At 42.6% G+C, this 18265-nt stretch carries 16 protein-coding genes; 8 read left to right on the top strand and 8 right to left on the bottom strand.

Annotation, left to right across the window (positions count from 1 at the left end; all coding sequences use genetic code 11):
* The first annotated feature begins 63 nt into the window (after nt 1-63).
* A complete protein-coding gene (trmFO, locus tag GSQ19_RS17770; protein ID WP_011319256.1) occupies nt 64-1380 on the top strand; it encodes an FADH(2)-oxidizing methylenetetrahydrofolate--tRNA-(uracil(54)-C(5))-methyltransferase TrmFO in 1317 nt (438 codons plus the stop codon).
* Between the two features lie 47 nt (nt 1381-1427).
* Here trmFO and GSQ19_RS17765 read toward each other — a convergent pair whose 3' ends face one another.
* From GSQ19_RS17765 to pstS, 5 genes are all read right to left on the bottom strand, one after another.
* The gene (locus tag GSQ19_RS17765; protein WP_011319255.1) at nt 1428-2393 is read right to left on the bottom strand and encodes a TauD/TfdA dioxygenase family protein; all 966 of its coding nucleotides are present in this window, start codon (nt 2391-2393) and stop codon (nt 1428-1430) included.
* A gap of 463 nt (nt 2394-2856) precedes the next feature.
* Nucleotides 2857-3663 (bottom strand): phosphate ABC transporter ATP-binding protein PstB, encoded by an 807-nt coding sequence (pstB, locus tag GSQ19_RS17760; RefSeq protein WP_011319254.1) that lies wholly within the window; start codon nt 3661-3663, stop codon nt 2857-2859.
* Nucleotides 3664-3728: 65 nt separating this feature from the next.
* On the bottom strand, nt 3729-4610 hold the full coding sequence (gene pstA / locus GSQ19_RS17755; protein ID WP_011319253.1) for a phosphate ABC transporter permease PstA: 882 nt from the start codon (nt 4608-4610) through the stop codon (nt 3729-3731).
* Nucleotides 4611-4630: 20 nt separating this feature from the next.
* A complete protein-coding gene (gene pstC, locus GSQ19_RS17750) occupies nt 4631-5581 on the bottom strand; it encodes a phosphate ABC transporter permease subunit PstC (protein WP_011319252.1) in 951 nt (316 codons plus the stop codon).
* Between the two features lie 162 nt (nt 5582-5743).
* Nucleotides 5744-6925, bottom strand: a complete 1182-nt coding sequence (gene pstS / locus GSQ19_RS17745; RefSeq protein WP_011319251.1) for a phosphate ABC transporter substrate-binding protein PstS — start codon at nt 6923-6925, stop codon at nt 5744-5746.
* A gap of 677 nt (nt 6926-7602) precedes the next feature.
* Between pstS and GSQ19_RS17740 the strand changes: the two genes are divergently transcribed.
* Nucleotides 7603-8193, top strand: coding sequence for a biotin transporter BioY (locus tag GSQ19_RS17740; RefSeq protein WP_010998708.1), 591 nt, complete (start codon nt 7603-7605; stop codon nt 8191-8193).
* A 115-nt stretch (nt 8194-8308) separates the two neighbouring features.
* The gene (gene lspA, locus GSQ19_RS17735; protein WP_011319250.1) at nt 8309-8785 is read left to right on the top strand and encodes a signal peptidase II; all 477 of its coding nucleotides are present in this window, start codon (nt 8309-8311) and stop codon (nt 8783-8785) included.
* Between the two features lie 76 nt (nt 8786-8861).
* Here the strand turns inward: lspA and GSQ19_RS17730 are convergent, their stop codons facing one another.
* Complete coding sequence (locus tag GSQ19_RS17730; RefSeq protein ID WP_011319249.1) at nt 8862-9521, bottom strand: hypothetical protein; 660 nt, start codon at nt 9519-9521, stop codon at nt 8862-8864.
* 605 nt (nt 9522-10126) lie between these two features.
* Here GSQ19_RS17730 and GSQ19_RS17725 point away from each other — a divergent pair.
* The gene (locus GSQ19_RS17725) at nt 10127-12397 is read left to right on the top strand and encodes a transglycosylase domain-containing protein (RefSeq protein WP_011319248.1); all 2271 of its coding nucleotides are present in this window, start codon (nt 10127-10129) and stop codon (nt 12395-12397) included.
* Nucleotides 12398-12510: 113 nt separating this feature from the next.
* Here GSQ19_RS17725 and GSQ19_RS17720 read toward each other — a convergent pair whose 3' ends face one another.
* Nucleotides 12511-13977: a DUF4335 domain-containing protein gene (locus GSQ19_RS17720; protein WP_011319247.1), complete on the bottom strand. Its 1467-nt coding sequence runs from the start codon at nt 13975-13977 to the stop codon at nt 12511-12513.
* Complete coding sequence (locus tag GSQ19_RS17715; protein WP_011319246.1) at nt 13974-14600, bottom strand: DUF3038 domain-containing protein; 627 nt, start codon at nt 14598-14600, stop codon at nt 13974-13976. The genes GSQ19_RS17720 and GSQ19_RS17715 overlap by 4 nt, the downstream gene beginning before the upstream one ends.
* Nucleotides 14601-15054: 454 nt before the next feature.
* Here GSQ19_RS17715 and GSQ19_RS17710 point away from each other — a divergent pair, with 454 nt between their 5' ends.
* From GSQ19_RS17710 to GSQ19_RS17695, 4 genes are all read left to right on the top strand, one after another.
* Nucleotides 15055-15573 carry an adenine phosphoribosyltransferase gene (locus tag GSQ19_RS17710; protein ID WP_011319245.1) on the top strand — a complete coding sequence of 173 codons (519 nt, stop codon included), beginning with the start codon at nt 15055-15057 and terminating at the stop codon, nt 15571-15573.
* A gap of 211 nt (nt 15574-15784) precedes the next feature.
* A complete protein-coding gene (locus tag GSQ19_RS17705; protein ID WP_011319244.1) occupies nt 15785-16822 on the top strand; it encodes an ABC transporter permease in 1038 nt (345 codons plus the stop codon).
* Between the two features lie 27 nt (nt 16823-16849).
* Complete coding sequence (locus tag GSQ19_RS17700; protein ID WP_011319243.1) at nt 16850-17131, top strand: hypothetical protein; 282 nt, start codon at nt 16850-16852, stop codon at nt 17129-17131.
* 209 nt (nt 17132-17340) lie between these two features.
* Nucleotides 17341-18264, top strand: a complete 924-nt coding sequence (locus GSQ19_RS17695; protein ID WP_224312035.1) for a substrate-binding domain-containing protein — start codon at nt 17341-17343, stop codon at nt 18262-18264.
* Nucleotide 18265 lies beyond the last annotated feature (1 nt).

Below are 18265 nucleotides of genomic sequence, written 5' to 3'. Positions count from 1 at the left end.
TCATTTATATTGGTGATATGCACTCCCAGCAAACTACAACTGGGTAAAATTGGGTATTGAATTATGGATCAACAACCGATACAAGTCATTGGAGGTGGACTAGCTGGGACAGAAGCAGCATGGCAAATCGCCCAGGCTGGAGTGCCAGTAATTTTGCATGAGATGCGTCCCAAACGTTTCAGCCCTGCTCATCATACAGAACATTTGGCAGAGTTGGTATGTAGTAACTCCTTTGGGGCAATGGCAAGCGATCGCGCGGCGGGATTACTACACGAAGAATTACGCCAACTGGGTTCTGTGGTCATTGCCAAAGCAGATGAACACGCAGTACCCGCAGGTGGCGCACTGGCAGTAGATCGGGGTCAATTTGGTCAAGATTTAACTCAAACTCTTGCTAGCCACCCCCTAGTGGAATTTCGCCGTAGTGAAGTCCCTGCCATTCCTGAAGGGATTGTGGTGTTAGCTACCGGGCCATTGACTAGTCCCGACTTGGCGGCAGATTTGCACCGCTTCACGGGGATGGAATACATGAGCTTTTTTGATGCGGCTAGTCCCATCATTGTCGGCGATTCCATTAACCGCGATATTGCTTTTATGGCTTCCCGCTATGACAAAGGTGAAGCCGCCTATCTCAACTGTCCGATGAATAAGGAACAGTATCTGCGGTTTCGAGAAGAACTCTGCAAAGCCGAACAAACAGAACTTAAAGACTTTGAACGGGAAACAGCCAAGTTTTTTGAAGCCTGTCTCCCCATTGAAGAGTTAGCGCAACGAGGAGAAGATACCATGCGCTACGGCCCCGTGAAGCCAGTGGGCTTATCTGACAGTCGGACTGGGGAACGTCCCTATGCGGTGGTACAGTTACGACAAGAAGATAAAGCCGGTCAATTGTGGAATATGGTAGGGTTTCAAACTAATCTGCGTTGGGGTGAACAAAAACGCGTATTTCAAATGATCCCCGGCTTGGAAAAGGCGGAGTTTGTAAGGTTGGGAGTTATGCACCGCAACACATTTATCAATGCACCCCAATTAATGCTACCCACCCTACAGTTTAAGCAACGTCCCACATTATTGGCTGCTGGACAATTAATTGGTACAGAAGGTTATACAGCAGCAGCAGCAGGCGGTTGGTTAGCAGGAACCAACGCTGCCAGATTGGCTTTGGGTAAAGAACCCTTAGCGTTACCACCGACGACAATGTTAGGCGCATTATTAGAATTTATCAGTTCCGCTTCGCCCAAACACTTCCAACCAATGCCCCCTAACTTTGGCATTCTGCCAGATTTGGGCATGAAAATCAAAAGTAAACCAGAGCGTTACGGGCGTTATCGCGATCGCTCCTTAGCAGATTTAAGCAGTTGGAAACATAATTTAAATTAAGAGTGCTGAGTAAGTAGCTGGGCTTTTTTACTCAGCACTCAAGTTTTCTAGGAAAGCACTGGTTGTGCAACCTTCTCAACTTTATTCTTCAAGGCATTTGGCAATTCGCTGGTAAACAGCTCACCTTCAACTATTTCGGAACGGAAACCGTTGACTCCAACAGGGACATCGCCAGTGATAGTAGTGCGATAAAGCACCCTCTCAACTTCTAGATGATCCAAATCTTGAGGAGCTAAATGTGCAGTGGCACGATTATCCCAGAAAGCAATATCACCATTATTCCAACGGAAACGAGTTGTGTAGGCTGGCTTGGTAATTTGGTTAAAGAATAACTCAAGTAGCAACTCACTTTCTTGGGGAGATACATCAAGAATGTGGGAGGTGAAACCAGGATTGACAAACAATGCACGTTCGCCTGTTTCTGGATGAACTCTCACTACTGGATGAATGGAAACAATGGGATTCGCTGCAATGCGCTGGGCAATCTTGCTGTTGCTGGGTAGTCGCAAACGTGCATTAAAACGATGTTCAGCCTTCAATTTGTCTGCCAACTCACGCACAGGTGCTGACAAACCTTCGTATGCCGCAACTAAATTAGTCCACTGGGTGTCACCGCCAATACTGGGAACGTTAACAGCACGCAAAATCGACCCCGCAGGTGGGTTGATAGCTGCTGTTACATCGGTGTGCCAACGGCTTTCGTAGCTGGAACGACGTAGACCATTGCGCCGTTCGTAGCGACTACGATCAATTGGTAGGATTTGTGAATAGCCTTCGATTGGCTCATCTTCGTGGGGATGAGCATAGGTTACTTCACCAAAACGCCCTGTGAACGCGATCTGAGCCGCATGATCAATGTTCTGATTGCGAAAAAATACAACTTTCCACTTCAGTAAAGCTTTGCGAATTTCTTGGATCGTTTCATCTTGCAGATGAGTAGAAAGGTCTACACCACCAATTTCTGCACCGATAAAGCCAGATACAGGCTTAACTTCAATGTGCTTGTAACCCATTGGAATTCTCCAGGTTTTATCTATAAGAGGGTATTTGTAAAGTTAGCTTCCGATGTGTTGCCACATATTCACGGATGCGTTCGCTTGTAGCTGAAATTTATTCTACAGTAAATCTATCGATTATGCGTATTTTAAGGTTACAGTATTTTAAGCTGTTGAAAAGCTGCTGCTTCATCAGCAACGTTGCCATCATTCGATAATCAAGACTTGAGTTCTAAGTGCTGAAACGCGATCGCAAGACATCTAACTGCGTACCGAGTCATCAGTAATGAGGGAATTGTGAATTTTGTTGATACCGGGCGTAAGGGTTTCAAACATTTACGCCCCTAAACCCCCTAAACCCCCTAAACTCCCTAAACCCCCAAACCCATAGAGAATTTTGAATTGTCTCCAACCCCCCAAAAAAAATAAAATTAGGAATGCAGCGCATACCTAATTTTAGAAATTAAGTTATTAGCTTTATTTAACCGAATCTGCCACTAACGTAATCTCTGGTATCTTCTTGCTTAGGATTATTGAAAATTGATTCTGTGGCATCGTATTCTACCAAGTAGCCAATACGACCCCCTGTTTCTGTAGGCCGGACGTTAAAAAATGCTGTCATGTCGGAGACACGGGCAGCTTGCTGCATATTGTGAGTAACAATAACAATAGTGTATTGCTCTTTCAGTTCGTGGATTAGTTCTTCTACACGTAACGTAGAGATGGGATCTAACGCAGAACAAGGTTCATCCATGAGGATAATCTCTGGTTGAACGGCGATCGCTCGCGCAATACATAACCTTTGCTGTTGTCCACCAGATAAAGACAAGCCACTTTGGCGTAGTTTATCTTTGACCTCATCCCACAACGCTGCTTGGCGCAAGCTTCGTTCCACCAATTCGTCCATATTACCTTTGAAACCATTAATTTTGGCTCCGTAAGCAATATTGTCATAAATTGATTTTGAGAATGGGTTTGGTCTTTGAAATACCATCCCAATCCGACGACGCACTTCTACAGGGTCAATATCTTGTGCATACAAATTTTTCCCGTAATAAAAGACTTTACCTTCGGCTCGGAATGATTCAATCAGGTCATTGAGACGGTTGTAGCAACGCAACAAAGTACTTTTGCCGCAACCAGAAGGGCCGATAAAGGCTGTCACTTTATTTTTGGGAATATCTAACCAAATGTTTTGTAAGGCTAGGAATTTGCCATAGTAGACATTAAGATTTTCGGTCTTCAGGACGGTTTCTGTGCTATTGAGGGTGCTAGTATTTGTAGCCATAAATGGTCTAGTGTAAGTGTTAAGGATGGCAGATAACGTTGATTAAGCTATTAAGAGATTACTTCCTAAGCTTTTTGACGAGTTGCCCAGCGAGCAATGATACTGGTGATGAGAACCATCAACACCAAAATCAAAGATGCAGCCCAGGCTAGTGACTGCCAATTTTTAAACGGAGAAATGGCAAAGTTGTAAACCAAAACAGCCAGCGAAGCTGTGGGTTTAAATAAGCTATTAGGCCAGAATGGTGAAAATAAGGCAGTAAACAATAAAGGTGCAGTTTCTCCAGCAGCACGGGCGATCGCCAATGTTGATCCTGTGACAATTGCCGGTAAAGCAGCTGGCAAGACAACTTGTGTTACTGTTTGAAAATTAGTAGCTCCCAAACCTACAGATGCTTGGCGCAAATCTTGCGAAACTAGCTGTAAAGCTTCGTCAGTAGTTCTCACAATAATTGGCAGCATTAAGATTGCTAATGCAAATCCCCCGCCAATAGCTGAATAAGAACCTAAATTCAGCTTTACCAATGTCAGAACTATAATCCCATAAGCAAATACACCAGCAATAATAGAAGGAACTCCGCTCAGGACATTAGTAGCAAACCTAATCCATCTGGCTAGTTTACCAGAGCTAAACTCTGTTAAATAAATTGCCGCTATTACACCTAATGGAATACTAATTAATGCACCAATTCCTACCATTAATAGTGTACCCAAAATGGCATTACCAAAACCTCCTCCCTGTCTTAGAGGTGCGGGCGGCAATTCTGTAAATATACTTAGATTGAGACTACTAAAACCTTTAATGATGACATAAGATAGTACTGCCAATAGCGGCAACAGAGCTAATGCTCCACACAGGAATGCTACTCCTGTCATCATCGTATTAAACAGCGTCCGTCCAGACATGGGGGCGCGAGTTAAACTCCTTTCAGGAAAATCAGCATTCATAAATTCAACTCACCACTAAGCTAAATTCGCTTGACTCGGAGGACTATAAATTCGGCCAAGATATTCACTGCTAAAGTCAAAACAAATAAAACTAAAGCAGCATACATCAAAGCCGCGACTTGCAAGCCACTTGCTTCTGAGAATTGGTTGGCAAGTAGAGAAGAAATTGTATTGGCTGGTGCTAATAATGAAAGGCTAATATTGTTGGAGTTACCAATCAGCATTGTGACAGCCATTGTTTCTCCCATCGCCCGTCCTAGTGCTAGCATGACAGCACTAACAATGCCAGAAAAAGCCGATGGAATCAGAATTTGAAAAATGGTTTCCCAGCGTGTTGCGCCCAGTCCTAACGATGCTTGGCGTAAACTTGGAGGTACAGAAATTAAGGCATCACGGGAGATGGCTGTAATAATTGGCAGAGTCATAATTGCCAGGATTATTCCTGCGGGTAACATTCCTGGGCCTGTGGGAGGGGTGCTAAACAAGGGCAACCAACCCAAAGAACTATGGAGCCATCTGCCTATATTAGTTGTGATTGGTACTAAGACAAAAATACCCCATACTCCATAGACAACGCTGGGAATAGCTGCCAGCAACTCTACTAAAAACACTAGTACAGTACGTACTTTGACTGGCAGAAAATCTTCACTTAATAAAACAGCCGTTCCCACTCCTATAGGTACAGCTATTAATAAACCAATAAAGGAACTAATGATCGTTCCGTAAACTTGGGGTAATACCCCATAATCGTTATTAACAGGGTTCCAAGTACTTTTGGCTAAAAAGCCAATACCAAATTCCTTGATAGCCGGCCAAGCAGCAATAGTGACTTGTAGAGCTATCCATAACAGAGTACCAGCGATCGCCAAAGCAAAAATCCGAGTCAGCCAAATAAAGCCTCGATCTAGGGATCTGTCTGCTTCAGAGCGACTTTTAATAGCTGATGGCAGATTTTGAGAGTTTGTAGCCATGAATACTGACTTTCAAGATTAAATCAGAGGAAAATGTGAGAAGCAAGTAGATTTATTAACTTGTGGCTGTACTAAAATCTCAAAACCAGCCACATAACCTAATCAACATTAAGCTTGTACGGTGACCAAGTGATTTGATTAGTCAATCAATTTTTGGATTGATTACTTGCTAGCGCTTGTGTTGCCACTTACTGCAATTTTATAATCTGGACTAATTTGGTCAGCCACAGCCGCTACCTTTGCCACCACATTTTGAGGTAGGGGAACATACCCCAGTTCTGCGGCGACCTTTTGCCCTTCTGTTAAACCATACTCAATTGCGGCTTCCACTGCTTTCGCTTTCACTGGATCAGCATATTTTTTATAAGTCATAATCCAAGTGTAGGTGACTATAGGATAAGATTCTGCACCTTCTGGGTCTGCAATAAAAGCGCGGAGGTCTGTTGGTAAGGTGACAGCTTCTAAAGTTTTAGATGCTGATTCTTCTGTGGGTATCACAAATTTACCATCTTTATTTTCTAACGCCGCAAACTTGAGTCCGTTTTGTTTGGCGTAGCCATATTCTATGTAACCAATAGAGCCTTGGGTTTGTTGGACTTGAGCTGTTACACCTTCATTTCCCTTCGCACCAACACCCACAGGCCAATTGACAGTTTTACCATCGCCTACTTTGCTTTTCCAATCTGGATTGATGGCACTGAGGTGTTTAGTAAATACCCCTGTAGTTCCACTACCATCGGAACGATATACAACTGTAATTGGCTGATTAGGAAGATTTACACCAGGGTTGGCATCAGCAATTTTTTTGTCGTTCCAAGTTTTAATATTACCTAGCAAAATGTCTGTGTAAACTGCCCTTGGTAGTTTCAGGTCAGCAACATCAGGGAGATTATAAGCCAAGACAATACTACCAGCAGTCATTGGTAGTAATAAAGTACCTTTGTCTTGCGGTACTTTTTGGATTTCTTCATCCTTCATGGCTACGTCACTAGCACCGAAATCTACCGTACCTTGGATAAATTGTTCAACTCCAGCGCCGCTACCTACTGACTGATAGTTAACTTGTAAATTGGGGTACTTTTTGTTTAATTCCGTGAACCAACTTTGATATAACGGTGCAGGAAACGATGCACCAGCTCCAGTTAATGTGACATTGCCACCAAGATCCAATTTTACTGGGCTGGAAGCTGTAGCATCTTTAGCTGTACCAGATGAACCATCTTGAGTTGCAGTATTGTCTGAGCCTTGCTGCCCACCACAAGCAGCTAAACTCATCGCCAGTGTTAATACGGTAATTGATACTGGAATGCGGTTATTTTTAATTCTCTTGATATATGAGAGCATCGCTGTCTGTTTGAGGAAATTTTCAGATGGGCGCTTCTACGCTACCCCTTATAGATAGGTATTAAGGTTAACGAAAGGTTAAAACAAGGAAAAAATATATTTTTTTTAGATATACTGCCCAAGTTTTCCTCTATAGCACTGAGCAAAAAATTATACAGGAACTATACAAACAAACTGGCAAATAATTATTATGAAAATCCATTTTCCTTGGTAGGCGATCGCTGACTCTAAATTTCAGCCGATACAAAACTTATGCCAACAGGGAAATTACATAAATTGTATGAAATTCTTATCAAAAAAAGCACAATAAAAGCAGAGATAGAATATTTAGTCTAGTTAATCTTTTAGTCCCAGCAACCATCATCAACTGTTCACATCAGGATAGGTGAAAAGGGAATTGGAGATTAGGGACTGGCAGATGGGGAATGAGTAATAGAGGGGCAAGGACTAAAGAAAATAGTGAGAGTGATGATTCACTGCTATTAACTCAACACTCAAAAAGCGGCTCAACACCCCGCTATTGCTAACAGCACTCAATACCCATTACTCAGCACTTAGAACCATTCAAGCTAAGGAACTTCAGTATTCTAGTGGACATATGAACAAATTAGTACGAATTTCAGTCACATAATTAATGCCTATACTGGTTGCTGTTGCTTTCCCCTTGTGCCTGATAAATGATTGCCGCCTCAAATCAACTACTTTGGTCTATGATTGGCTTACTCCTAACAATGGGAGGTACTTTCTTAGAAGCTTATGGTATTACCTTACCTTGGAATTGGAGTCAGACAGGAATCCAAACCTTTTCATTAGGTGTCAGCTATCAAGTTGGTGCGGTACTTTTAGTAGGTTGTTTAGGGGGTAAAAATGCTGGTGCGCTCTCACAAATTGCTTATTTAGTTATGGGTTTGACTTTGCACCCTGTCTTTTCTGATGGTGGCGGTAATATCGGTTATGTGAAAGCATCACAGTTTGGTTATTTGCTAGGCTTCATCCCTGGAGCTTGGATTTGTGGATTTTTTGCCTTTCAAGCTAGACCTAAAATAGAGTCTCTCACTTTTAGCTGTATTTGTGGTTTATTAAGCGTACACCTGTGTGGCATTGCTTATCTCATGATTAGGTCTTTTTTTCACTGGCAAGGCACAGACACAATACCCTTAATGCAATCAATCCTTGTCTACTCTTGGTGGGTGATTCCGGGACAATTAGCTGTAGTCTGTGCTGTCTCTGTAGTAGCATATGTGTTGCGACACTTGATGTTTTATTAGTCATTAGTCATTGGTCATCAGTCATTAGCCATTAGTCATTAGTTAATGATGACTGCTTTGGACTATAGACTTTTGACTGTTGACTATGGACTGTTGACTATTGACTAAACTTGCCATGCGTTTCAAAAATCGCCTTTTCTGGATAGCTGCCTTTATTGCTTTCTTTGTAGACCAACTGACCAAATATTGGGTCGTGCAAACCTTTAGCTTAGGAGAGACACTACCAATCTTACCGGGAATATTTCACTTTACTTACGTCACAAATACTGGTGCAGCTTTTAGTTTGTTTAGTGGAAAAGTAGAATGGCTGCGCTGGTTATCTTTGGGAGTAAGTTTATTATTAATAGGGTTGGCATTGTTAGGCCCAGTTTTAGAACGTTGGGATCAACTCGGTTATGGCTTGATTCTGGGCGGCGCTATGGGTAACGGGATTGATCGGTTTGCTTTAGGTTATGTAGTTGATTTTCTAGATTTTCGCTTAATTAATTTTGCCGTGTTTAATATGGCAGATTCATTTATTAGTATCGGTATTGTTTGCCTGCTACTAGCCTCATTACAGAAATCACCTGATTCTCATCACAGGTCTAGATAGAGAAAAAGGCTAGGGTCAATTCTTCCTAGCCTTTCTCTTATTTAACTATAGTCTTTGTGCCACCTGGGATGAAAGTCTAGTTACCAGGAGTAGGAGTTTTAGGTACACCAGAATCGGGGACAGTACTAGGAGAAATACTGCCTGGCGCTGGGGTTACGGGTGTTTCACTGGGTGCAGGTAGAGTGGTGCTACCTGGCGCTGTGGTTTCTGGAGTTTCACTGGGTGCAGGTAGAGTGGTGCTACCTGGCGCTGTGGTTGCTGGAGTTTCGCTAGGTGCAGGTAGAGTGGTGCTACCTGGCGCTGTGGTTGCTGGAGTTTCGCTAGGTGCAGGTAGAGTGGTGCTACCTGACGCTGGGGTTTCTGGAGTTTCGCTAGGTGCAGGTAGAGTGGTGCTATCTGGCGCTGTGGTTGCTGGAGTTTCGCTAGGTGCAGGTAGAGTGGTGCTATCTGGCGCTGTGGTTGCTGGAGTTTCGCTAGATGCAGGCTGAGTGTCTACGGTCGTATTGCTAGAACCACTAGGCGTAACTGCGCTATTGCCTTGACAACGGGAATTGAGGGGGAAACGCTTACAAAGAATTTCAAATCCTTCTGGTGATAGCTGGATTTCCGTTGGTGAACTGGTGGACGATTCACTTGATTGGGCAATTTGGGATTTACTAGATTGTGCAACAGCAAAATTAGCTGTGAGAGCTAAAGTCAAAGCTGTACCAATCAAAGTCAGAGATTTTCCCTTCATTCTGAACTTAACCTCACACGGAAACGGAACACTTCGCACTATTAAATCAGACAATGTAATTTTAGAAAATATTCATTTAGGAAGATGTTTGTCCTTGTTGTCTGTAGAGTAGATATGTCCAAGCAGTAAAATTTGCATTGGTAATTTATTGATGAGAGATGCCTAAAAGTACAAAATTAAACCTGTTAAATATTGTGTTTAAGTGTTTGAAATTTAGATAAAATGGGCATTACTAATTAGTTATAAATGTTTTCTCTGTAAACATAAAGTAATGAAATAAACAAAGTGTATTTACGGTCTAGATATAATGTTGGTGTAAGATTAAATCTAGAATAATCCCGTACAGCAAAATTATTTTTGGGTTAAGAGTAAAATAATGATGAAAGACCAATGTTGAGATTGGTATTTGCCTGAATCTGAGCTAATAAAAACTCCACCTACGAGGTGATGGAGTTTTGTCAGTAGTCAGTAGTCAGTGGCAGGGGACAAGATTGTTAAAACCACCCATAAGGGAATGGGGAATTAAATCCAGAACAAAAGCAACTGACCAATGACAAATGACAACTGACGCACGCAGTACAAATAAATTGTGATGTAAATAGCCGATGAATTCTCCCCAACCCCCTCACAAGCCACAAACTTTACTTGGTCAACTGACGCAAGCAGTCAATACAATTCAAGCTAGGGTTGACTTTTCCAAGCTGGCGCTCAAGCCTAATGCCAAGGTACCGGAACTCTGGGTGCAGGATGCGGGGGCGGATAAAGCAGAGGTGTATCCCCTACTAGGCGATCGCTATGTTCTCGGTCGTAGCTCTAAATCCAGCGATATAGTGATTCGCAACCCAGTAGTTAGCCAAATTCATTTGTCCTTATCGCGGGATTCTAGCCAGCGTACTCCGGTTTTCATTATTAAAGACGAAAATTCTACTAACGGTATCTATCGCGGTAAGCGGCGCGTTCATACCCTAGAACTGCGCCACGGCGATATTTTGACCTTGGGGCCGCCAGAATTAGCTGCCTCTGTGCGCCTACAATACGTCGATCCGCCACCCTGGTACGTCAAGGCGGCGACTTGGGCAGGCTACGGCGTAGGCGGTGCTAGCGCCTTATTAGCATTGGTTATTGGCGTTGAGTGGCTAAAATTCTCTGTCAGGCCTTTACCAACAACCACTCGCGCTCCAGTAGTTGTTTATGCCCGTGATGGTAGTACCCCATTACGTGAGCCTCGGACGGTTTCTCATGTAGACATGAAGCGGTTAGAAGACTTCGGCCCTTATTTGTCGGCGGCGGTGGTCGCTTCTGAAGATAGCCGCTTTAACTGGCATTTTGGGGTTGATCCTTTGGGGATTTTACGAGCAGTATTAATCAATACTCGTAGTGGTGATGTTCAACAAGGAGCCAGTACTATTACCCAACAAGTCGCCCGTAGCTTGTTTCGTGATTACGTCGGCAGACAAGACTCTTTGGGACGGAAATTACGAGAGGCGATCGTTTCTTTGAAGCTAGAAGCCTTTTACAGCAAAGATGAAGTTTTGCTGATGTACTTAAATCGGGTGTTTTTGGGGGCAGATACCTCCGGGTTTGAAGACGCAGCACAATTTTATTTTGATAAACCAGCGAAAGAATTAACTTTGGCGGAAGCTGCTACTTTAGTGGGAATTTTACCAGCGCCCAATGCTTTTGATTTTTGTGGCAGTGGACCCAATAAACTAGAAGCCGCCGACTATCGCAATCGCGTGGTGAAGCGGATGTTGGAAATGGGTAAGGTTACGTCAGAAGAAGCGAACCGAGCCAGAAGATCCACTGTCCAAGTTAGCCCCAAGGTTTGTGAACAACAAGCCAAAACAATTGCCCCCTATTTTTATAACTATGTGTTCCAAGAACTAGAAGCAATTTTAGGGGAGGGAGCCGCCAGGGAGGGTAATTACATCATTGAAACCCAACTTGATCCAGCCATCCAAACTCAAGCAGAAACAGCTTTGCGGAATTCAGTTAGTACGGCCGGTTCAACTTTTCGCTTTTCTCAAGGGGCAATGGTGACCCTAGATAGTAGAACTGGTAGTATTTTGGCAATGGTAGGGGGAACTGATTATCGAACTAGCCAGTTCAATCGGGCTGTACAAGCTAAAAGACAACCTGGTTCTACCTTCAAAATTTTTGCTTATACCCAAGCTCTGCTACAAGGAATACCAGCATCTAGGACATATTCTTGCGCTCCTTTGACTTGGCAGGGATTTACTTACAGGCCTTGTCGTTCTGGTGCTGATGGTAGTTTAGATATTGCTACGGGTTTGGCTTTGTCGGAAAATCCCATTGCTTTGAGAATTGCCAGAGAAGTTGGGCTAGATAAGGTAGTATCAATGGCGCAACGTTTAGGGGTGAAGTCCCAACTTGAGGCAGTACCGGGTTTAGTTTTGGGTCAGAGTGTAGTTAATGTTTTGGAAATGACGGGAGCTTTTGGGGCGATTGGTAATCGTGGTGTGTGGAATCCACCCCATGCCATTAATAGAATTTTAGACAGTAGCGACTGTAGCGATCGCAATGATTTTAAAACCTGTCGTGTAATTTATTCCTTTGATAGCGATCGCGAAGCTAACAAGCGAGTTTTACCACAACCCATAGCCGACCAAATGACCGATTTAATGCAAGGTGTCATCACCAGAGGTACAGGACGTAGCGCCGCCATTGGTTTAGGGGAAGCAGGTAAAACGGGTACAACCGACAAAAACGTTGACTTGTGGTTCATTGGCTTTATTCCCAACCGTCGCTTAGTCACAGGTATTTGGCTAGGAAACGATAATAATTCCCCTACCTCTGGTAGCAGCGCTCAAGCCGCCCAGTTGTGGGGAAATTATATGCGAAGAATTACAAGATGAATCAATTCAAAATTAAAAGTAAGGGAAAGGGGAAGCGCTGAGTACTGCTCCCTACCCCTCCGCTTCTTGGTAAAAATCTTTTGACTTTTACCTTTTGACTTTTTTGTCCCCAGTTACCTATATCCCTCCCAAGGAGTGATTTCTAATTTGCCACTGGGTTGAAAGACTACTTGGTAATGTGCAAGAGGTTCCTTGTTGTTAGGCGCGGCTGCATTGGAACCGTAAACGGCTTGGAACATCCTGGGTAGAGGTGTTTCGCGGAAATAGTCAAAAGCTACTTGATTTAGGGGTTCATAGTCAGCAATTGTACCTTCTTTGGTGACGGCTACTCGATACTTTAAGTCTTTGGTAAAGGTGGGCTTACCACTCCAATTTTGACGTACTGTATCGAAAAGTTTTTGGTTTAAATCTTTGACAGTTTTAGCATCGGTAATTTTTGCCCCGATTACTTCTGGTGTTCTCACATAACCGCGCCAAGGACTAACTTCTAATACACCATTGTTGGTAAATACTACTTTAAATTGGGCGATCGGTTCATTGGCAATGGGGGGACGATTTGCCGGATTATAAAGCAGGTTGGGCAGAGGTGTTAATTCAATCCCGGCATTTGCTTCTTGGTTAACTGCTTTGTAACCTACAATGGCTCCATCCGCAGCCACACCGACACGGTAAATCAAATTTTCCTTCACAGCAGAACGACTATTCCAAGCTGGCTCGATTTGGTTCCAAACTTGCCGATTTAATGCCCTAAGCTGGGAAGGATCGGTGATTTCTGTAACTGTATTTAAAAGCGCTTCTAAATCTTTAACAGTGGGTTGTGTTGTAGCGGCGGGTGTAGCGGTGGGAGTTGCTTCTGGGATGGGTACCGCCGTCGCCGTGGGACTTGCTGCTGCTACGGGTGTAGTTGTTGATGTCGGGGTGGGATTGGTGACGGGAGCGGTGGAATTAGTTTGCTCCTCTGGTTTTGGCTCTGGTACCCTTATTTGTGGCGCAGGAATGAGGCTAAAGGCGATCGCTGCTACAGCTAAACTGGAAACGCCAATAGTTGCCGGTACTGCCTGTTTGAGGACAAGTTGACTAGCACCACCATAACGTCTAGTGACTGGTTGTAATTCTAGTGATAACTCCGGTAAAGTTTGGGTGTCAGCGAAAAACTGATCTACAGCTTCCACCAAATCAAACAACTGCACCGTATTTAAATCTATTTCAATTGGTTGTTTATTATAATTAGCGTTTCTATTAAATTCCTCTGGTGCATTCTCAGAATGTACGATTAACTTGTGGTGATTAGTATCTATTTTTTGAATTTCCACTAGTTCTGAATCTTGGTTGTGTGCTTGGGGATTCGGCACACTACTCAAAAATTCTTGAGCATAACCGCTTACTGCTCGGACTAAACTTTCAAAAAATTCCCGTCCTCCCACCAAGGGTTGATTGTATCCAGATAAATAACATTCTGCATTGACTAAGATAGACAGTTCAGGGCGCAATTCCTGAAAATTTGCACCTCTACTGGCATCACTTAATCCTTCTAAAAGCAACGTACAATTAGGTAGACTGTACTTTCGTTGAATATTCATTCCACTTCACCGTCAAATAGACTGATCCAAAATCGCTGCATCCCAGCAGTGCCAGTACAAAATAACAATTGCCCTAACAAATTTATCGCTAGTTCATCTAATTTTTCATCAGAATTCAATGCTAATGCACCAAAACGGCGGGCATTCATTCTACTCTTAAAATGCGCTCTAAATCTTTCTAAATAATTAGATAGGCGTAAGTTCTGTTCCAGGGGAATTTGCTTGTCATTCATTTGTTGACAAATCATCAACATCTGGCGGATGACCACTGTTAAGCGCCGAGCTATGTAACAAGCAATCACGACTAAAGCTTTTGCTTCCATGATGGTTAAAGGGCGGCGAATATGCGCTCGTCTAATCGGGTTGGAACTCCGCATTCGCCACAAATTCACCCGATCTTTGACAATTCCCTTCAAGTCCAATTCTGCCGCAAACGTCAGGATAGCTTCAGAACCACCCAGTTCTAAAGCTTCAATTGCCAGTAAAATTAAATCAATTTGCAACCTGGTGCGTGCAGGACATCCATGTCCAGCGATCGCAGGATCTGGTAAAGTCTCCAATATCATCGGCAGGGATGGAGGCGTTGGACTGTTAAACGGCGTTAAGCTAGCGGAAGCATTCATTCTCTCAAATACCTTGTGCAGTTCTAATAGACTAGATAAAACTAGTACAACTAATTTAAGATAAACAGCTAAACTACAAGATTAAACTTGCGGCATCAGCCTGGCTATTTGATATACACATTACTTAAATTGTTTTACTCAGAAATTGACCTATAAGTACATCTGTGTCTTTAAAGCATAATTTTATTCTCCTGTTTTATGAGTATAAATCCATATTTAAGCTTGATGTAGATTCCCTCTATCGTCAATGGATAACGATACAGTAGCCTTTATCCCAGGCGTATGACATTATAGTGTACGATTTTTCAGGTGTAAGTAAGGGGCTAGGGATTGGGGACTAATAACTAGAGATGAAGAAAAGGAACTATGAGGAGTAAGGAATCATTACTCCAAACTGATAACCCCCCAATCCCCAGTACCCAATCCCCAGTACCCAATCCCCAATCCCCAATCTATGGATTTAAAATCTCTCATTCGTGACATCCCTGATTTTCCTAAGCCCGGAATTTTATTTCGAGATATCACTACTCTACTGCGCGATCGCCAAGGATTACGATATACTATTGACTTTTTAGCGGAAAAATGCTTTGAAGCAAACTTAGATATAGATTACGTTATTGGTATGGAGTCACGGGGGTTTATTTTTGGTACTCCCTTAGCCTATAAATTAGGGGCTGGTTTTATTCCTGTCCGCAAAAAAGGCAAGTTACCCGCAGCAGTTCACTCGATTGAATATGAACTAGAGTATGGCACTGACTGTTTAGAAGTGCATCGGGATGCTTTACATCCAGATAGTCGAGTATTAATTGTAGATGATTTAATTGCCACAGGTGGCACAGCCAGCGCCACAGCCAAACTAGTGCAGCAAATCGGCTGCGAATTAGTGGGGTTTGGGTTTATTATCGAGCTACGGGATTTACAAGGGCGAAAACATCTGCCTGATGTACCCATTATTTCCTTAGTGGAATATTAGGTAACGGGATGTGCAACTTATTCTTAGAACTCCTCTCCAAATCTCTCCCCGTTGGCGTTAGCCTGCCGTTAGGCAAGCGGAGAGAGGCTTTTAATCTTGCTCCCCTTCCCTACTAGGGAAGGGGTTGGGGGTTAGGTTGAAGAAAAAGTTGCACACCGCGTTAGTTAGGGTAGAAAGACATCTAACAACTGACAACCGACAACTGACAACCATGACATCTACAAGAATTACCTGGGAAAGCAGTTGGGATTGGCTGATTAGGCTAGTCACCAGCGAGACGTTTATTTATGTGGTGAAGCGGATTTTGCAGGCGCTGTTGACTTTGTTTTTGGCTTCAGCGCTGTCGTTTTTCATCATGAAATTATCCCCAGGGGATTATGTAGATACATTGCGGCAAAATCCGAAAATTTCACCCGAACGCATCGAAGAACTCAAAAGACAGTTTGGTTTAGATAAGTCTTGGGTAGAACAGTTTTGGCTATGGTTGTGGCGGATTCTCACCAAAGGAGATTTTGGCACGAGTTTTGTTTACCAGCGCTCAGTTTCATCACTGTTATGGGAAAGAATACCAGCAACTTTAGTATTAGCGATCGCTTCTTTAATCATGACATGGGCGATCGCTATTCCCTTGGGTATTGTTGCGGCTGTCAAACAAAATCGAGCCACTGACCGAATTCTACAGGTAATTAGCTACACCGGACAGGGATTCCCCAGCTTTATTACTGTGTTGTTTCTGCTCGTATTTGCTCAAGTCAGTTCGCCTCTGTTTCCAGTAGGTGGAATGACAAGCATCGACCACGCTGATTTATCTTGGTTCGGTAAAATTATTGATATCGGCTGGCACATGATTTTACCTACCATCGCCTTAAGTATCACCAGTTTCGCCGGTTTACAACGCATCACTCGCGGCGAATTATTAGACGTACTGCGGCAAGATTACATTCAAACAGCACGCGCCAAGGGATTACCAGAAAATCGCGTGATTTACGTTCATGCACTGCGTAATGCCATTAATCCCCTGATTACTCTGTTAGGCTTTGAGTTAGCCGGTTTATTAGGTGGTGCATTTATCGCCGAGCAATTCTTCAACTGGCCAGGTTTAGGTAGATTAACTTTGCAAGCAGTCATCGCCAAAGACCAGTATTTAGTCATGGCAAGTTTAGTCATGAGTGCCGTTTTACTTAATGTAGGCAACTTACTAGCCGATTTATTACTCAAAGTAGCCGACCCACGCATCCGTTTAGAATAGTTAACTTTTCTCCTCACCCATCTTCCCATGTTCTCCGAAGTACATTACCTAATACGCTCAAAAGCTGATGGTCGTTATATTACTGCTCGTCCCAATGAGGATGAGTCTGGCTATTTGTTATTATTTCGAGAAAATTTTGAGGCTTTAAGCTATCTGAATACTCATGCGGCAGATGTGGCGCATCGCTTTACTATTGAATCTATTCCCGGTACACAGTTGGGAAGTTTGCTCAAACGCTGGGGTTTTACTGGTGTCGCCGTAGTTACTGACCCTTTATTACCCACAGTTGAGTTTCTACAGCACAGCTAATTAAAAGAAAGTCTCAACAATATATTTTTGTAAAGTCAGTGATTAATATTTCACAGTAACTTAAATCTTATTTAACGGGAGTAAAAGCTTTTCGCGCTTTTATATAGTATATATACTTAAATTAAGTTACAAATTAAGTGTATTTGAAAATACCAATAAACACCCAACACTGTTACTATTGATGATAACGAGGGAATATTAATGTGTGAATGTCTAGACCTAATGGTGGTTTAGAGATATTTGGAGATTCACCCATGACCAAGATTGCTAACTCAATAATTATCGGAAGTATACTTTTAGGTCTTTGCAGTTGTGCATCAATTAACTCCAGTACACCCAAAACCTCTAATCAAGTTGTTAGTCCTACTAGTTCTACAAACCAAAAAATAATTAAAATTGGTGGTTCTAGTTCCACTGTTACAGTGTTAAAACTATTAGCAAAAGCTTATCAAGCTCAAAATAAAAACGTCAAAATAGAATTTATTTCTGATAATCAGTCAGAGGGAGCGATCGCTGCCTTAAAAAATGACATCATTGATATTGCTGGTAGCAGCCATAAAATTAAGAAAGCAGAAGATAATGGTCAGATTCAATATCGTGAATTGGCAAAGGATTTGTTATTAATTGCTACTAACAATAGCGTGAAAGGTGTTACCAACTTATCGAATAAGCAGTTAAAAGCAATTTATCAAGGTAGAATTACTAATTGGCAGGAATTGGGTGGCTCCAATGCAAACATTATTGTGTTGGATAGACCTGAGGACGAGTCAGCAAAAAAATTATTGCGAAAATACTATTTAGGTGAAGATAAAACTACAACTAAAGCAGTTATTTTGAATAAAGAAGGAGAATTAATTGAAACTTTACAGATTACGCCTAATTCTCTTGGTGCTTTTTCTTTAGCAACTTCTGTAATTAATAAATTACCAATCAATCGCCTCAATCTCAATGGTGTTGCCCCCACAGTTGAAAATTTCACTAGTGATAAATACCAAATGGCACGTCAGATTGGCATAGTTTGGGATAAAAAACCTTCCGCCTCTACAGAGAATTTTATTAACTTTATATTTAGCAAAGAAGGCGAGAATATCCTCAAAAATAATGGTTTTATCCCTACTTCATCAATTCAATAAC

Source organism: Trichormus variabilis 0441, from assembly GCF_009856605.1.
Taxonomy (GTDB): domain Bacteria; phylum Cyanobacteriota; class Cyanobacteriia; order Cyanobacteriales; family Nostocaceae; genus Trichormus; species Trichormus variabilis.
The sequence above is the reverse complement of the archived record's forward strand: the minus strand, read 5'-3'. Positions and strand labels throughout refer to the sequence as shown.

What these genes read in the sequence shown, in the direction of transcription:
- trmFO (WP_011319256.1), top strand. Translation starts at nt 64, where the DNA reads ATGGATCAACAACCGATACAAGTCATTGGAGGTGGACTAGCTGGGACA.
- GSQ19_RS17765 (WP_011319255.1), bottom strand. Translation starts at nt 2,393, where the DNA reads ATGGGTTACAAGCACATTGAAGTTAAGCCTGTATCTGGCTTTATCGGT.
- pstB (WP_011319254.1), bottom strand. Translation starts at nt 3,663, where the DNA reads ATGGCTACAAATACTAGCACCCTCAATAGCACAGAAACCGTCCTGAAG.
- pstA (WP_011319253.1), bottom strand. Translation starts at nt 4,610, where the DNA reads ATGAATGCTGATTTTCCTGAAAGGAGTTTAACTCGCGCCCCCATGTCT.
- pstC (WP_011319252.1), bottom strand. Translation starts at nt 5,581, where the DNA reads ATGGCTACAAACTCTCAAAATCTGCCATCAGCTATTAAAAGTCGCTCT.
- pstS (WP_011319251.1), bottom strand. Translation starts at nt 6,925, where the DNA reads ATGCTCTCATATATCAAGAGAATTAAAAATAACCGCATTCCAGTATCA.
- GSQ19_RS17740 (WP_010998708.1), top strand. Translation starts at nt 7,603, where the DNA reads ATGATTGCCGCCTCAAATCAACTACTTTGGTCTATGATTGGCTTACTC.
- lspA (WP_011319250.1), top strand. Translation starts at nt 8,309, where the DNA reads ATGCGTTTCAAAAATCGCCTTTTCTGGATAGCTGCCTTTATTGCTTTC.
- GSQ19_RS17730 (WP_011319249.1), bottom strand. Translation starts at nt 9,521, where the DNA reads ATGAAGGGAAAATCTCTGACTTTGATTGGTACAGCTTTGACTTTAGCT.
- GSQ19_RS17725 (WP_011319248.1), top strand. Translation starts at nt 10,127, where the DNA reads ATGAATTCTCCCCAACCCCCTCACAAGCCACAAACTTTACTTGGTCAA.
- GSQ19_RS17720 (WP_011319247.1), bottom strand. Translation starts at nt 13,977, where the DNA reads ATGAATATTCAACGAAAGTACAGTCTACCTAATTGTACGTTGCTTTTA.
- GSQ19_RS17715 (WP_011319246.1), bottom strand. Translation starts at nt 14,600, where the DNA reads ATGAATGCTTCCGCTAGCTTAACGCCGTTTAACAGTCCAACGCCTCCA.
- GSQ19_RS17710 (WP_011319245.1), top strand. Translation starts at nt 15,055, where the DNA reads ATGGATTTAAAATCTCTCATTCGTGACATCCCTGATTTTCCTAAGCCC.
- GSQ19_RS17705 (WP_011319244.1), top strand. Translation starts at nt 15,785, where the DNA reads ATGACATCTACAAGAATTACCTGGGAAAGCAGTTGGGATTGGCTGATT.
- GSQ19_RS17700 (WP_011319243.1), top strand. Translation starts at nt 16,850, where the DNA reads ATGTTCTCCGAAGTACATTACCTAATACGCTCAAAAGCTGATGGTCGT.
- GSQ19_RS17695 (WP_224312035.1), top strand. Translation starts at nt 17,341, where the DNA reads ATGTCTAGACCTAATGGTGGTTTAGAGATATTTGGAGATTCACCCATG.